The organism is Microbacterium saccharophilum, assembly GCF_007992455.1.
Lineage (GTDB): Bacteria > Actinomycetota > Actinomycetes > Actinomycetales > Microbacteriaceae > Microbacterium > Microbacterium saccharophilum.
This window is the reverse complement of sequence record NZ_BKAH01000002.1, coordinates 294,665-310,112: the sequence shown is the minus strand read 5'-3', so window position 1 is coordinate 310,112 and position 15,448 is coordinate 294,665. Positions and strand designations below refer to the sequence as shown.

The following is a 15,448-nucleotide window of genomic DNA, read 5'->3' as shown; positions in this document are numbered from 1 at the left end:
GGCTCAGGGTCGCCGGGTCACCGTGACGAGCCGGGGCGCGTCGGCGTCGAGCTCGGCGTCGTGCGCCGTCGTCCCGCACGCGCTGTCGACGCCGTGGCCGTGCCACTGGCGGTCGAGCTCGACCTCCCACCAGGAGTCGACGAGCCCCTCCACCATGCCCCGCCCCCACTCGACGATCGTCACGGAGTTGTCGTAGTCCAGGCCCAGATCGTCGAGCTCCGCCGGGGAGCCGAGCCGGTACGCGTCGACGTGCACGAGCGGCGGACCGTCGACGAGCGACGGGTGCGTCCGGGCGATCACGAACGTCGGGCTCTGGACGGGGCCGCGCACGCCGAGCCCGGCCGCGATCCCGCGGGTCAGGGTCGTCTTGCCGGCCCCGAGCGGGCCGGTGAGCACGACGAGGTCGCCGGCCCGCAGCTCGGCGCCGATCGCACGGCCGAAGGCCTCCATGTCGGCGGGCGAGGAGATCTCGCGCGTTCCCTCGACGGATGCCAGACCGCTCACTGCGACACCTGCCGGCGCGGCACGCGCGGGCCGATGCGCGTCACGATCTCGTAGTTGATCGTGCCGGATGCCGCGCCCCACTCCGACGCCGACGGCACCCCGAGGGTCGGGTCGCCGAACAGCACGACCTCGTCGCCGACCGAGACGTCGGCGTCGCCGACATCCACCACGAACTGGTCCATCGCGATGCGCCCGGCGACGGAGAAGCGCCGGCCGCCGATCGTGACGGGGCCGGCGCCGGAGGCGCTGCGCGGCACGCCGTCGGCGTAGCCGAGGGGCACGAGGGCGAGGGTCGACTCGGTGACGGTGCGGTGCGCGTAGCCGTAGGAGACCCCCTGGCCCGCGGGCACGCGCCGCACCGCGGCGACGGCGCCGCGGAGGGTCATGGCGGGCCGCAGCCCCAGGTCGGCCGACGTCCGGTCGTCGAACGGCGAGAGCCCGTACATCGAGATCCCGAGCCGCACGCAGCCCAGCCGCGCCTCGGGCAGCGCGATCGCGGCGTGCGAGGCGGCGATGTGGCGCAGCGGCGGGGCGATGCCGTGCGCGGCGGCGGCGGCCAGCGCCACCTGGAACCGCGACAGCGCGACGCGGTCATCCGCCTCGCTCGTGTTGGACAGGTGGCTGAAGATGCCGAGGATGCGGATCTTGCCGAGCCGTTCGAGCCGCGCAGCCTCGGCGAGCACGACGCCGTAATCGGCCGCGGCGATCCCGTTGCGGCCGAGCCCGGTCTCCACCTTGAGGTGCACGACGACGGGACGATCGCGGGATGCCGCCGCGGCGGCCGCCTGGAGCTGGTCGAGGCTCGAGATCCCGAGCTCGATGTTCTGCGCGGCCGGCTCGGCGAACGAGGCGCCGGGGGCGTGCAGCCACGCGACGATCGGCGCGTCGATGCCGGCCCGGCGCAGGGCGAGCGCCTCGCCGACGTCGGCGACGCCGAGTCGCGCCGCCCCGCCCTCGAGCGCGGCGAGCGCGGAGCGCACCGCGCCGTGCCCGTACCCGTCCGCTTTGACGACGGCGATGACCTCGGACTCGGTGAGCCGCCGCAGGTGCCGCACGTTCGCGGTGATCGCGCCGACGTCGATGACCGCCTCGCGCATGATCCCGTCCGGCATCCGGCTCATCGTCCACCCTTCGTGTCGGCGCCGCCCTCGACGCGCTCCGCGACGACGTAGGCGGCCGCCAGGCCCGCGTCGTGCGAGAGGGAGAGGTGCACGGCGGTGATCCCGCGCTCCGCGACAGCGGATGCCGTCGAGCCCGACAGCGCGAAGACCGGGCGGCCGGAGGGCTCGGAGGCGATCTCGATGTCGGTCCAGTGCACGCCGTCCGAACCGCCGAGCGCCTTGATGAGCGCTTCCTTCGCGGCGTAGCGCGCCGCGAGCGAGTGCGGCTTGAGGCTCCGCTCGTTCGGGGAGAAGAGGCGCTGCAGGAGGGCCGGGGTGCGCTCGAGCGAGCGCTCGAAGCGGGGGATGTCGACGAGGTCGACGCCGATTCCGATGATCACGGCGTCCTCCTCTCGCGCCGCAGCGCGGCCTCCGCCAGCCTACCTTTCGTCCTGAGCCGGGCAGGTGCCGGGCCTACTCGACGGTGACGGACTTCGCGAGGTTGCGCGGCTGGTCGACGTCGAGGCCCTTCGCCGTCGCGAGGCCCATCGCGAAGATGTGCAGCGGGACGACGGCCAGCAGCGGCTCGAAGAGCGCCCCGGCCAGCGGGATGCGCAGCACCTCGTCGGCGAACGGCAGCACGGCCGCGTCGCCCTCTTCGGCGACCGCGATGACGCGCGCGCCGCGGGCGCGGATCTCCTGGATGTTGGAGACGACCTTCTTGTGCAGCTCCGCCGACTCGCGCGGCGACGGAACGATGACGAACACGGGCTGACCCGGCTCGATGAGCGCGATGGGGCCGTGCTTGAGCTCGCCGGCGGCGAAGCCCTCGGCGTGGATGTAGGAGATCTCCTTGAGCTTGAGCGCGCCCTCGAGGGCGATCGGGTACCCGACGTGGCGGCCCAGGAACAGCACGGACTGCGTGTCGCCCATCCAGCGCGCGAACTGCTCGATGTGCGCCTGCTCGGTCTCCAGCACCCGCGAGATCTTGGCGGGAATGGCTTCCAGCTCCCGCACGTTCGCAGCCGACTGCTCTGCCGACAGCACGCCGCGCACGCGGCCGACGTGCAGCGCCAGCAGGTAGAGCGCGGTGATCTGGGCGACGAAGGCCTTCGTGGATGCCACGGCGACCTCGGGGCCGGCGTGCGTGTACACGATGGCATCCGACTCGCGCGGGATGGTCGCGCCCTGCGTGTTGCAGATCGAGAGCGTCTTGGCGCCCTGCTCACGGGCGTACTTGACCGCCATGAGGGTGTCCATGGTCTCGCCGGACTGCGAGATCGAGACGACGAGCGTGTCGGCGCCGATCACCGGGTCGCGGTAGCGGAACTCGTGCGCGAGCTCGACGTCGACCGGCACGCGGGTCCACTGCTCGAGGGCGTACTTGCCGACCATGCCGGCGTATGCGGCCGTGCCGCACGCGATGACGATGACGCGGGTGATGCCGCGGAACAGGTCGTCGAGCGCTTCGAGCTCGGGGATGACGACCGCCCCGTCTCGGATGCGACCGAGGACGGTCTTGGCGACGGCCTCGGGCTCCTCGGAGACCTCCTTGGCCATGAACGACGACCAGCCGCCCTTCTCGGCGGCCGCGGCGTCCCACACGACCTCGAACGGCTCCACCTCGACGGTGTTGCCGTCGAAGTCGGTGACCTCGACGCCGGCGGGCGTGATCGCGACGATCTCGTCCTGCCCGATCGCGAGGGCGTTGCGGGTGTGCTCGACGAAGGCGGCGACGTCGGAGCCGAGGAAGTTCTCGCCCTCCCCCAGTCCGATCACGAGCGGGGAGTTGCGGCGCGCGCCGACGACGAGGCCGGGCTCGTCGCGGTGCATCGCGAGCAGCGTGAACGCGCCCTCCAGTCGGGCGGCGACCGTGCGGAAGGCGCCCACCAGGTCGTGCGTCGCCTCGTACTCCCGGCCGAGGAGCACGGCGGCCACCTCGGTGTCGGTCTCGCTGCGGAAGGTGAAGCCCTCAGCCAGCAGCTCGTTCTTGAGCTCGGCGAAGTTCTCGATGATGCCGTTGTGGATGACGGCGAGCTTGTCGTCGTCCGCGAGGTGCGGGTGCGCGTTCTCGTCGGTGGGGCCGCCGTGCGTCGCCCACCGGGTGTGGCCGATGCCGGTCGTGCCGTCGGCGAGCGGGTGCGCATTCAGATCGTCGCGCAGCACCTGCAGCTTCCCGGCGCGCTTGCGCATGCCGAGGTCACCGTCTCCGTCGATCACCGCGATGCCTGCGGAGTCGTACCCGCGGTATTCCAGGCGGGCGAGCCCGGACAGGAGGATGGCCTGGCTGTCGCGCGAGCCCACGTATCCGACGATTCCACACATGGGCTCAATGGTAAGCGGGCGCCGGGGATCCCTGGACGAACACGGGCCGCGCCGGACCGGAAGATGAGGCGGGCCCTCCAGAGGAGCCGTTGGGGACGGTCGACTCGAGAGGGCCCTGTCCGCGCACCATCGGAGGGCCGTTGGGGACGGCGGGGCTCCGATACGCCGCTGTGTTGGGGGGCAGTTGGTTCACGCGCGGATGCCGTCGATTTTACCCTCATCCGGGCCGCGCAGCCTTCTTCCGCGGTCCCGCCGGACGCGGGCGACAACCTCTTCCGTTCCCCCGAGGCCTATGCAATACTCATGCCCAAGTCAGCCGCCGTGAGGTGGCGGGAGCGCCGAGGGGTCGGAGCTCCCGAACAACGCTCCGTCCGATGTGGGAATCGGGCTGGAGGCTCTGACCCATTGGGGAGCGGCATCGTCCGCTTGGGGGAACGCGAGTTCAGGCTCGCCATTTTGGGGACATTGGGGAACGTTCATGGGGGGACGCATCATTGCGGCTGCGCGCTCGCGCGCCGTGGTCGATCCGGGTCACGCATCGCCGAGCGCAGGGGCGTCGCGATGAGCTCCGCGACGCTGCAGCTGGATGGAAGCATCGGCGGTGCTGCGGCTCCGCGGCTCATGCCGGTGCTCGAGAAGCGGCTCACGCAGGTGCGGCGGCACCGGGCCGGCACGACCGTGCTCGACACGCTCGTCATCGCCGTCTGCGCGGCCGTGACGGCCACCGTGCATCTGGTCACCACGGAGGCGGCCTCGGTGGTCGGCGTGGCCGATCCCCTGCTCGTCGCGGTGGTCACGGTCGCGGCCGTGACCACCGCGTGGGGGGCCTCGCTCGCGCTGTTGCGCGGCGCGTCCCACCGGCACGGCAGCGGCGAGCGCTACGAGCTCCTGCCGATCCTGCACTCGGCGACCATCGCGATCGCCGCGCTCGCGATCATCGAGGGCACGGCCGGGTGGACGGTGCTGCCGGCGCACCTGTCGCTCACCCTGCCGGCGGGCGTCGCCGTGCTGGTCGGCACGCGGCTGGGGCGGCGCAGCCGGCTCACCAGCCACCGCACGACGCACGCCCTCGCGCCGCGGACCCTCGTCGTCGGCGACCGCGGCTGCGTGGAGCAGGTGGTCCGTTCCCTGACGGCCGACCCGCGGTTCGCCCACCACGTCGTGGGCGTCGCGGTCAACGGCGGGGAGGACACCATCCGCGTCGACGGCACCGGCTACCGCGTCGTCGGGTCGCCCGACACCGTCGCGGAGCGGGCTCGTGAGCTCTGCATCGAGACGGTCATCGTCGCCGGCGGCTCCGACGACCCCGACTACGTGCGCAAGCTCAGCTGGAGCCTCGAGGGCGCCGCCACCGATCTCATCCTCGCGACCCGCCTGGCGGATGTCGCCCGCTCCCGGATCGCCTTCGAGCGCACCGACGGGCTGGCCCTCACACACGTGAGCATCCCCAGGTTCGACCAGTCCACCCTGAGCGCCAAGCGCGTGCTGGACGTGGTCGTCGCGCTCGTCGCGCTCGTTCCGATCGCGGTGATCACTCCGATCATCGCGCTGCTGATCCGCATGGACACTCCGGGGGGCGTGTTCTTCAGGCAGCGGAGGATCGGGCGCGACGGGCGCGAATTCAGCATCCTGAAGTTCCGGACGATGACGACGACCGCGGAGCGGGACCGGGCGGCACTCGAGGCGCAGAACGAGGGCGCCGGTCCGCTGTTCAAGATGAAGAACGACCCGCGCGTGACCCGGGTGGGGGCGGTGCTCCGGCGGTTCTCGCTCGACGAGCTGCCGCAGTTCTGGAATGTGCTGCGGGGCGACATGAGCGTCGTGGGCCCGCGCCCGCCGCTGCCCAGCGAGGTGCGCGACTACGACGAGCAGGTGCTGCGTCGCCTGTACGTCCAGCCGGGGATCACCGGTCTCTGGCAGATCAGCGGCCGCAGCGACCTGTCCTGGGAGCAGAGCGTGCGACTGGATCTGCACTACGTCGAGAACTGGTCGGTGGCGACCGACCTGCGAATCATCCTCCGCACCGCACAGGTGATGGTCCGTCCGAAGGGGGCGTACTGATGTTCCGGACCGCCCAGGACCGCAGCCGCGCCCCGCGGCGCACGATGACCGCAGCCGCCGGCACGCCGGGCCCGCACATCCTGATCATCGTGCAGAATCTGCCCGTGCCGCTCGACCGGCGCGTGTGGCTCGAGTGCCAGGCGCTCATCACGCGCGGATACCGCGTCAGCGTCATCTGCCCGAAGGGTCCGGGCGACCCGGCCTTCGAGCGCCTCGACGGCGTCGACATCTACAAGTACGCTCCGGCACCGGAGGCCGAAGGCCTCCTGGGGTTCGCGTGGGAGTTCGCATACAGCTGGATCCGCACCGCGTGGCTCTCGCTGAAGGTGCGCCGCGCGGGCCGGTTCGATGTGATCCAGGCCTGCAACCCGCCGGACACGTTCTGGCTCCTCGCGCTGCTGTGGCGCGTCGCGGGGGTCTCCTTCGTCTACGACCACCACGACCTGAACCCCGAGCTGTTCCGTTCGCGATTCGGCGAGCCGGAGGGATTCCTCAAGAAGCTCGAATACCGGATGCTGCTGTGGCTGGAGCGCCGGTCGTTCCGCACCGCCGCGCACGTCATCTCGACGAACGAGTCGTACAAGGCGAAGGCCGTGGAACGCGGTGACCGGAGGCCGGATGAGGTCACCGTGGTGCGCAGCGGTCCCGACACGATGCAGATGCGCCCGATCCATCCCGAGAACCCGCGCCCGCTCGGCACCATCAACCTCGTCTACGTCGGCATCATGGGCCCGCAGGACGGCGTGGATCAGCTCCTGCACGTCGTCGACGAGCTGGTGCACCGCCGTGGTCGCCGCAACGTCACCGCGACGCTGCTCGGCTTCGGCGACTGTCTCGAGGCGCTGAAGGCCGAGACGCTCGCCTTGCGGCTGCACGACCACGTCACCTTCACGGGCCGCGTCGATCGCGCGCAGATGGCGGAGTACCTCAGCCGCGGCGACATCGGGGTCTGCCCGGATCTGAAGACGCCCCTCAACGACGTCTCGACGATGAACAAGACGATGGAGTACATGGCCTACGCACTTCCCTCCGTCGCCTTCGACCTGATCGAGACGCGCGTCTCGGGGGCGGATGCGGTGCTGTACGCGCCATCGGGGGACATCTCCGGCTTCGCCGATCACATCGAGCGGCTCATCGACGACCCCGGCCTGCGCAGCAGGATGGGACGCGCGGCGCGCGAGCGGGTCGCGAGCACGCTGGATTGGCGCCCGCAGGCCGAGGCGTACGTCGACGTCTACGACGCCCTCACCGGTCATCACCGGGACTGCCCGGCGGTGCCGGTCACCGGCTCGGCACCGGAGTTCGACGCTCGTGGCCGGCGGTACGTCGACCTGCACGACGACGACGCACTGGAGCACTACCTCCTCGATCGCGGTGCGACGTCGCTCACGGTCACGACGGGCGAGATCCGTCAGATGATCGACCCGGCGCCCGTGGAAGATCGCACACCGCTGGCATCCGCATGAGGCGGAACGTCGCCTCGGCTCCCGACTCGACGAACCGGCCTGCCCCCGCCGCCGCCCGCGGTGCAGGTCGTAACAGATGTGGCGGCTCATGCCTGAGTCTGCGTAACGGCCGTGACCTATGGTCGCGGGCTCCCGGTTCGCCCGACCGGCGGGATGTCGCGCTCCTCCCCCAAAAGGCATGAGCCGTCCACGGGCCGGCGTGCCCGCCCCACACCCACACGGGGCGGGCACGCCGATCGTCGGCGGAACACTTCCCAACCCCGGCGCCGCCGCGTAAAGTCGGGGCAAGAGTCCCGCACCTGCGGATCGTCACTGGGGAGTGACCGACGACGTGCATCGTGTGGGAGTCAGGGCAAGGGCCCGGCATCGTCCGGGACCGCAGATGTGTGGGGACACGTGCAATGGGGACACGAACTCGTACGCGAACGCGTACCGACGACGGCCGGCTGACCGCTGCGATGCGCGGGGTGATCATCGGCGTCACGGTGATCGTCCTCCTCGGGCTGGGCATCGCCGCCTGGATGCTGCTGACACCGAGAGGGCCGGCAGGCGCGTCCGAGTCGCCGGTGCCGGGCACCCGCGCGACCGGCACAGCCACGCCGCTGGCGGGTCCGTCGCCGGAGGCCACCCCCGTCGACGGCAGCGAAGTGCCGGCGCCGGAGGAGGGGACGGCGCCGTCGGACCGGCTGCCCGCCCTCCCGCAGCCCACGCCGCTCATCGCGGCGCCGCTCCCGGAGAACGCATCGGCGACCGGTGAGCTGGTCGCCGGCTTCCCCTCGTCGATCGCGAGCGCCGCGGGCGACGACGAGGTGCTCGAGAGCTCGGTCACCTCAGACGGCCGCACGATGCAGGCGGCGCTCAAGGCACGCACCGACGCGACGCCGGCGACCGTGACGGACCGCTTCCGCGCCTCCTGGTCCGCGCTGGGCTTGACGCCGACCGGCGGCGAGCAGGTCTCGGCAAGCGATCCCTTCACGACGGTCACCCTGGCCTTCACGGAGTCCGGCACCGGCACGATCTACACCGTCTACGCGACGCTGCGGACGGAGTGACCGGGTGTACATCTCCTTCACCAACTCGCCGGTGAGCAAGGACGACCCCGTGGACCCCCGGCCGGCCGGCCGGCCGCCGCGCGGCATCCGCACCGTCTCGTCGACCGTGATCACCCTCGGGATCGTCTCGATGCTGACCGACATCTCGTCCGAGTCGGTGTCGGCGATCCTGCCCCTCTATATAACGGGGTTCCTCGGGCTGTCGACGATCGCGTTCGGCGTGCTCGACGGGATGTATCAGGGGGTGAGCGCCGTCGTGCGGATCGCGGGCGGCTATGCCTCCGACAGGATCGACCAGCCGAAGTGGGTCGCCTTCGTGGGGTACACCCTGGCCGCGGTCGCCCGGGTGGGTCTGCTGTTCTGGACCGGCTTCGCCGCCCTGACCGCCGTCATCACGGCCGACCGGCTCGGCAAGGGCATCCGCACGGCGCCGCGGGATGCGCTGATCACCGCGACCTCCGATCCCGCGCGGCTCGCGGCGTCGTTCGGCGTGCACCGGATGCTCGACAACATCGGCGCGGCAGTCGGACCCCTCCTCGCGTTCCTGATCCTGCTGATCGTGCCGGACGGGTTCCACATCGTCTTCATCGCGTCGCTGGCCTTCGCGACGATCGGCGTCCTCGTCCTCGGGCTGATCGTGCCGAACGTGCGCACCCGCCGGGCGCAGGCGGATGCCGGGGAGCCGCGGCGGCGGGTCGACTGGCGCAGCGTGGTGCGCGGGCGGATGCGCCGGGTGCTGGCTGCGGCGGGCGTCCTCGGCCTCGTCACGATCGGTGACGGCTTCGTCTACCTGGTGCTGCAGGCGCGCAGCGACTTCGCCGCGCAGTGGTTCCCGCTGCTCTACGTGGGCACGAACCTGGCGTTCCTGGCGTTCGCTGTTCCGCTGGGGCGGCTGGCCGACCGGGTCGGGCGGGCGCGGGTCTTCGTGTGGGGCCATGCCGGACTGCTCGCCGCGTACGTGGTCGCGGTGCTGCCGATGGCCGACCTCGCGGCCACGCTGCTGTGCCTGGTGTTCCTCGGCGCGTTCTACGCCGCGACCGACGGGGTGCTGGCGGCGCTCACGGCGCAGCTCGCCACACCCGAGACGCGCGGCACGGCCATCGCGTCGGCGCAGACGGTGGTCGCCGTCACCCGCTTCGCGTCCGCGGCGGGGTTCGGGCTGCTCTGGTACGCAGCCGGCAGGGAGCCCGCCATGATCATCGCCGCCGTCGTGCTCGCGGTCGCGATCCCGCTCGTGGCGATCCTGCTGCGGCCGCTCCTGCGCGCCGAGTCCCGCTCCGGGCAGGCGGCCGGATGACGCTCCGCGCGCGATGGATCCTCATCGCGGTCCTCTCCGCGCTCGCGCTCGGCGCCACGGCCGTCGTCGGTGCGGTCGCGTGGGCGCAGTATCAGCAGCGCCAGGCGGCGCCGAGCGCGGTCGACACCTCCGAGGTCGTCCCGACCGGCGACCGCGTCGTGTTCCGCAACACGGCATCCGGCGCGGGCTACGGCCATGTGGCCTCCGTCCCGCTCGGCGACCCGAGCGGCGCCCGCACGATCAGCGCCATCGCCTGCGACCGGGTGGACGCGACGGCGGACCTGGTGTCGTGCCTGCGCAGCGTGCGCGGGATCGCACCCTCCTACACCGCGACGCTGTACACGGGCGACGGCGCGGAGATCGCGCAATGGCCGCTCTCCGGCATCCCGAGTCGCACCCGCATCGCCGGCGACGGCTCGCTCATCTCCACCACGGCGTTCGTGACCGGCCACACGTACGCGACGATCGGCTTCTCCACCGAGACGACCATCCACACGCCCGACGGGGAGGGCCTCGGCAACCTGGAGGAGTGGACGCTCCTCGTGGACGGCGCGCCGAGCGCGCCGGTGGACCGCAACTTCTGGGGGGTGACCTTCGCCGACGGCGACACCTTCTACGCGACCGTGGGGCTGACGAGGGACGGGACAACCGACCTCGTGCGAGGGTCGATCTCGGGGCGCTCGATGCAGGTGCTCGACGAGAACGTCGAGTGCCCGTCGCTGTCGCCGGACGGGACGCGCATCGCGTTCAAACGGGTGACGGCCGGTTCCGGGCCGACCGTGCACTGGACCCCGGCGATCTACGACATCGGCTCGGGCGAGGTGACCCTGCTGCCCGAATCACGCAGCATCGACGACCAGATCGAGTGGCTCGACGACGACACCATTCTCTACGGGATGCCGCGGCAGGGGGTCGCGGGAGACACCGATGTGTGGGCTCTCGCGGCGGACGGGTCGGGCGAGCCGTCGGTATTCCTCGAGCACGCCTGGTCGCCGTCGGTCGTGCGGGAGTGAATCACGCCGCGTGCTCCCGCGACACCGTGTGGTCCTTCGCGGCCCGCCGCTGCCGACGCACGACGAGGAGCCAGGCGAGCAGGGCCCCGACCGCCGCACCGATCGCATTCGCGAGTATGTCACGGAGACTCGGCTGCCGTGAGGGGATGACGATCTGCGCCACTTCGGCGCCCACCGAGATGAGCAGTGCCAGCCCCACTCCGTACCGCCGCCGCTTGAGCAGCAGTGTCAGCAGGAACCCGAGCGGCAGGAACATCAGGACATTGGCGAAGAACTCGACCCAGCCGAAGCCGAAGAACGAGAGCCCGAGGCCCGTGCGGAGCCATCCGCCGATCGCGTCGACGATCCCGCTGTATGTGACGGGCAGCAGCAGCACGATCCCCACCGCGAGGCCGTAGACGATGAGGCCGCCGATGACCCCGGAGCGTCCGGTGCGCTCCGCCATCGGCCGGTTCGTACGCACGCCCACCCCCGCACCCCGATCGCCGCACCGTCGGTGCGGTGCGCCTCATGATAGTGGCCCCGCGCAGACCCCCGACGATAGAGTGACGTCCGGGTTCCGCGTGCTGCCGTTCGGGCGCGGAACGCTGGGGAACACGGGGGACGAGGGGCACGCCATGAGACGGAGCAGATCTGTGTTGCGGAGCACCGGCCGGGCGGGAGCCGCAGGGCTGCGGGGGGACGCATGACTGCGGCGCCCGATCGCTTCCTGCTGATCAAGGCGAAGGGCGGATTCGGCAACCGCATCCTCTCCGCCGCGACCGGGGTCGTCATCGCCCGGCTGACCGGGCGGACCGCGGTCGTGGACTGGCGGGACGGGGAGTACCTGCCGCACGGCGAGGATGCCTATCCCCTCCTCTTCGAAAGCCCGACGCCCCACCGGGCGGCCGACTTCGATGCGCGCAGCGATGTGACACCCGCCCTGTGGCGCGGCCGGTTGAGCGAGCACCCCACCCACCTCATTTCCGACCTCTTTCCGAACGACCACAGCAACCCGTTCATCTATCGGAAGCTCTCGATCGACCTGGCGCACCCCGACGTGCGGGAGCCGCTCGCCGTGTTCTGGTCGTACCTGCCGAAGATGGCCCGCATCCGGCGCGCCGCGGCGAAGGTGAGCCCGTTTCGGGGCATGTCCCGGGACGCGTTGACGCGGTGGGCGTTGCGTGAGTACTTCCGGCCGAACGCCCGGGTCCGTGCGGAAGTCGATGCCCTCTTCGCCGATCGCGCCCGCCCGATCATCGGCGTGCACATCCGGTACACCGATCGCAAGGTCTCCCTCGACCGGATCATGCAGGAGGTTCAGCGGGTCCAGGCGAGGGTGCCGTCCGCGCAGATCTTCCTCGCCACCGACAACCAGGGCGTCCAGGAGCAGTTCCGAGCCCGTTTCCGTGACGTCTTCGTCATCGACAAAGTGCTCGGGGACGACGACAACTCCCTTCACGAGCACGTCGAGCTGGATGATCCGCTCCGCGAGGCCGAGAACGCCCTCATCGACATGTGGGCGCTCGCCTCGTGCGATTGGCTCGTGCACTCCCGTCACTCCACGTTCTCGGTGGCGGCCGCGCTGATCGGAGGCATCCCGACATCGCGCCAGCGCGACATCGACCGGCGGAACGTCCGCGTCGTGCTGAAGCGCTGGGTCCAGACCTGGGCCTAGTCGGACTCGGCGAACGTCGAGAGGCGCTCGGCAGAGGCGCGGATGCCGATGTCCGCCGCCGCGATCGTGCGCATGGCCGCGGTGAGACCGACGATGAGGAACAGCAACCCGCCCGAGATCGGGAACGACAGTCCGTCGAAGAAGACGAACAGGACCGCGATCGTGAGCACCGACGCGGCGAGCGAACGCCCCATGGCCTTCGTGTCCTCGAACGGGGAGACGCGCGCTGCCCACGCCGCGCTGCCGAACGCGGATGCCACGACGGCGGCGAACGCGAGCACTCCGAGGATGCCGATCTCGACCGTGAGCAGCACCCACTGGTTGTCGAAGATGTAGTACCGGGGCAGGAAGGTGCCGAAGCCCTGGCCGATCCACGGGGAGGTGGCGATGAACTCCGGCACCCGGGCTACGGCATCCGAACGAGACTGCGTGCTGGGGTCATCGGATGCGCCGGCGAACAGCGAGACGACCGTCCCCAGCATGCCCGGTACGACGACGATCACCACGGCCGTGACGATCGCCCCGCCCACGCCGATCAGCCATCGGTACGCCTGGGGAATGGCCGGCAGGGAGGCCACGAGGGCGACGGCCAAGCCGAGGATGGCCGAGCGCGAGACGGAGAGCAGCGCCGCCGCCATGATCAGCCCGACGATGGTCCACCAGATCCATGGGCGCGTCTGGCGGCGTTCCGGGAACCCGCGGGCCACCGCCGTCCCGATCGCGATCGGCAGCAGGCCCACCAGGGCGGTGCCGTACTCGAGCGGATGCGCTGCGGTGGCGGATGCGCGGGTGAAGGCGCTGCGCGTGGCGACGCTGGCTCCATCCACCGAGATGCCGGGAATGCTCGACACCCAGTCGAGCAGGCTCTGTCCCGTGATGAACTGCGCCAGCCCGAGCGCGGCGACACCGCCACCGGCGATCGCGAGGGCACGGACGATCCTCGCGGCGTCGTCGTGGGTGCGGATGCCGTCCATCGCCACGAGGAGGACGCCGGACCAGGACGCGAGGCGCAGGAGAGCCGTGATCGCCGGGCTGATCTGATCCGCCGGTTGCCCGCGCAGCATCAGCGAGGCGAAGCAGACGAGCACGATGACGACGAGGGCGATGAGAGCGATCCGAACCGGCTGGGTCACCGGAACCGCGTCGACGGCGCGCATCTGCAGACGGGTGAGGAGCCACCAGAACAGCAGCAGCAGCCCCCACAGCACCGACGGTCTGCCGAACCCGCCGAGCGCCGTGATGGTGAGGTTCGAGGGGATGGCCACCAGCAGCACCAGGTAGACCGCGAGCATGGTTCCGGCGGTGAGCGCGCGCCCGCCGCCGGCGGTCCGGTGACGTCGTGCCGGTACCGGCTGTGACTCGCGATCGGTGAGCGACATGGCCCGGATTCAGACGTCGACGGCGGACGGCGCCCGTGTCTGATCATCCGACGCGGCGCGCGGACGGCTCGCCCCGCCGGGATCGGCGGGATCGGCGGGATCCGTGGGCTCGGCGGGGTCCGTGGGCTCGGTGAGATCGGCCTCCGGGGCCTCGTCCTGTTCGGAGGCGGAGCCCGGCTCGGCATCTGACGCCTCGTGTGCGGACATCTTGCGTCGATTCCCACCGCGCCCGCCTCGTCTGCGGGCGAGCCCGTCGACGAGGCTCGCCACCACCAGCGTCACGGCCACCGCGGCGGCACCGGCGCCGGCGGCCAGCACCATGCGCGTGCGCTGCTGGGGTGTGCTCTCGGTGTCCTGCGTGAGGGTCGTGATCGTGATCTCATCACGAGCACGGACGTTCTGCTCGGTCTGCAGCCGCGCCAGAGCGGACTCGGCCTGCGCGAGCATCGCTTCGAGCGCACCGGCCGCATCCGCGTCGCTCTGCGCCGTCACCGTCGTCCAGACCACGGGCCCCGACGTCGTCGGGTCGCGTCGGACCTCCACCTCGGTGCCCGGGTAGCGACCCACCACCTCTTCCACGGTTTCACCGGAGGACAGCGTGCGGACGAGGACGTCCGTGGCCTGGCTCAGTCCACCCAGGAAGAGGAAGGGGTTCGTCGCACCCTCGGGCATGACCCCCTCGCCGGGGAGCAGCAGCTGGGTCGCCGAGCGTTCGTAGGCCGGCTTGACCGCCACCCACGCCCCCACGGCCACCGCCACGGCCAGCAGCAGCCCCGGGACGACGATGTACCAGCGTCGGATCAGTGCACGAAGAGTGTCGGCGACGTTCATTCGGTGAGGCCTTCCGAGCGTGGGACGAGAATCGGCATCGGCCGTGCGGAGCGTGCACGGTACGCGGCGACGAGGCGGTCGACGGTGACGGCCGCGCCGCCGCTGACGAGCAGGGCGGCCAGCGACATGGCCAGGACGGCGGCGATCTGGCTCGTCCGCGACGCCGCGACGAAAGCGATCTCCGTGCTGAGCGGCTCGACCTTCACCTCGATCCGGTCCGCCGCGGTGGTCCCGGCGATCTCCTGCTGCAGTCTGGCCGCCTCGAGGACATCGGAGAGGATCGCGTCCTGCCGCTCCTGCACCCATTCGTGCGTGCGGCCGACGATCTGTATCTCGAGGGTCGCGGTCGGGAACACCGACCCCCACTGGTTTCCGACGTCCCGCAGTGCGACGAGCACCCCTTCACGGACGCCCGCACCGTAGTACGGCGCGTCGAGGGTCGAGTAGCGGGGCGGCCGTTCGCCCTCGTTGATCTCGGTCGCGACGGTACCCGCGAAGGCGATGAGGCTGGCATCCTGGAGCCCGCTCTCCGCGTCGAGCGTGGACCGCTGAGGGAGGGTGAACGACACGGCGGTGCGGGTCCAGTACGTCCCGCCGTCTTCGGCGAAGACGAGGGTGAGGGCGCCCGCGCACACGATCACGACCAGCACGACGTACCAGCGCCTGCCGATCGCCGCGATCATGTCACGAACGGTCACCCGTACCCCTCCCCGCAACGCCCCTCGCCAGTGTAGCGTCGCGCCTCTATGCGCCTCCGTGGGTG

Annotated in this window: 14 protein-coding genes; 6 read left to right on the top strand and 8 right to left on the bottom strand. The window is 71.3% G+C overall.

Annotation, left to right across the window (positions count from 1 at the left end; genetic code table 11):
* Window positions 1–3 precede the first annotated feature (3 nt).
* From tsaE to glmS, 4 genes are all read right to left on the bottom strand, one after another.
* On the bottom strand, window positions 4–450 hold the full coding sequence (gene tsaE / locus MSA03_RS03455) for a tRNA (adenosine(37)-N6)-threonylcarbamoyltransferase complex ATPase subunit type 1 TsaE (protein ID WP_166657816.1): 447 nt from the start codon (window positions 448–450) through the stop codon (window positions 4–6).
* Between the two features lie 50 nt (window positions 451–500).
* Window positions 501–1,625, bottom strand: a complete 1,125-nt coding sequence (gene alr, locus MSA03_RS03450; RefSeq protein ID WP_028497270.1) for an alanine racemase — start codon at window positions 1,623–1,625, stop codon at window positions 501–503.
* Window positions 1,622–2,005 carry a holo-ACP synthase gene (locus MSA03_RS03445; protein ID WP_028497269.1) on the bottom strand — a complete coding sequence of 128 codons (384 nt, stop codon included), beginning with the start codon at window positions 2,003–2,005 and terminating at the stop codon, window positions 1,622–1,624. The genes alr and MSA03_RS03445 overlap by 4 nt, the downstream gene beginning before the upstream one ends.
* Before the next feature lie 73 nt (window positions 2,006–2,078).
* Window positions 2,079–3,929: a glutamine--fructose-6-phosphate transaminase (isomerizing) gene (glmS, locus tag MSA03_RS03440; RefSeq protein ID WP_028497268.1), complete on the bottom strand. Its 1,851-nt coding sequence runs from the start codon at window positions 3,927–3,929 to the stop codon at window positions 2,079–2,081.
* 561 nt (window positions 3,930–4,490) lie between these two features.
* On the opposite strand from glmS, the gene MSA03_RS03430 reads away from it, so the two are divergent.
* The 5 genes from MSA03_RS03430 to MSA03_RS03410 all read left to right on the top strand — a co-directional run bounded on the left by MSA03_RS03430 (window position 4,491) and on the right by MSA03_RS03410 (window position 10,818).
* On the top strand, window positions 4,491–5,990 hold the full coding sequence (locus MSA03_RS03430; protein WP_244946303.1) for a sugar transferase: 1,500 nt from the start codon (window positions 4,491–4,493) through the stop codon (window positions 5,988–5,990).
* A complete protein-coding gene (locus tag MSA03_RS03425) occupies window positions 5,990–7,456 on the top strand; it encodes a glycosyltransferase family 4 protein (RefSeq protein WP_244946302.1) in 1,467 nt (488 codons plus the stop codon). The genes MSA03_RS03430 and MSA03_RS03425 overlap by 1 nt, the downstream gene beginning before the upstream one ends.
* Before the next feature lie 467 nt (window positions 7,457–7,923).
* Window positions 7,924–8,508 (top strand): hypothetical protein, encoded by a 585-nt coding sequence (locus MSA03_RS03420; RefSeq protein ID WP_147049632.1) that lies wholly within the window; start codon window positions 7,924–7,926, stop codon window positions 8,506–8,508.
* 4 nt (window positions 8,509–8,512) lie between these two features.
* On the top strand, window positions 8,513–9,805 hold the full coding sequence (locus MSA03_RS03415) for an MFS transporter (RefSeq protein ID WP_244946301.1): 1,293 nt from the start codon (window positions 8,513–8,515) through the stop codon (window positions 9,803–9,805).
* A complete protein-coding gene (locus MSA03_RS03410; protein ID WP_244946300.1) occupies window positions 9,802–10,818 on the top strand; it encodes a TolB family protein in 1,017 nt (338 codons plus the stop codon). The genes MSA03_RS03415 and MSA03_RS03410 overlap by 4 nt, the downstream gene beginning before the upstream one ends.
* A gap of 1 nt (window position 10,819) precedes the next feature.
* Here the strand turns inward: MSA03_RS03410 and MSA03_RS03405 are convergent, their stop codons facing one another.
* Window positions 10,820–11,263, bottom strand: a complete 444-nt coding sequence (locus MSA03_RS03405; RefSeq protein ID WP_147049631.1) for a VanZ family protein — start codon at window positions 11,261–11,263, stop codon at window positions 10,820–10,822.
* Between the two features lie 240 nt (window positions 11,264–11,503).
* Between MSA03_RS03405 and MSA03_RS03400 the strand changes: the two genes are divergently transcribed.
* Window positions 11,504–12,475 carry a nodulation protein NodZ gene (locus tag MSA03_RS03400; protein ID WP_170245442.1) on the top strand — a complete coding sequence of 324 codons (972 nt, stop codon included), beginning with the start codon at window positions 11,504–11,506 and terminating at the stop codon, window positions 12,473–12,475.
* Here MSA03_RS03400 and MSA03_RS03395 read toward each other — a convergent pair.
* The 3 genes from MSA03_RS03395 to MSA03_RS03385 are packed head-to-tail and all read right to left on the bottom strand — an operon-like array spanning window position 12,472 to window position 15,383.
* Entirely contained in the window at window positions 12,472–13,854 is a 1,383-nt protein-coding gene (locus tag MSA03_RS03395) for an O-antigen ligase family protein (protein WP_147049629.1), read from the bottom strand. The two genes, MSA03_RS03400 and MSA03_RS03395, sit on opposite strands and share 4 nt — an antisense overlap.
* A gap of 9 nt (window positions 13,855–13,863) precedes the next feature.
* Window positions 13,864–14,685 (bottom strand): hypothetical protein, encoded by an 822-nt coding sequence (locus MSA03_RS03390; protein ID WP_147049628.1) that lies wholly within the window; start codon window positions 14,683–14,685, stop codon window positions 13,864–13,866.
* Window positions 14,682–15,383, bottom strand: coding sequence for a hypothetical protein (locus tag MSA03_RS03385; RefSeq protein WP_147049627.1), 702 nt, complete (start codon window positions 15,381–15,383; stop codon window positions 14,682–14,684). The genes MSA03_RS03390 and MSA03_RS03385 overlap by 4 nt, the downstream gene beginning before the upstream one ends.
* Between the last annotated feature and the right edge of the window lie 65 nt (window positions 15,384–15,448).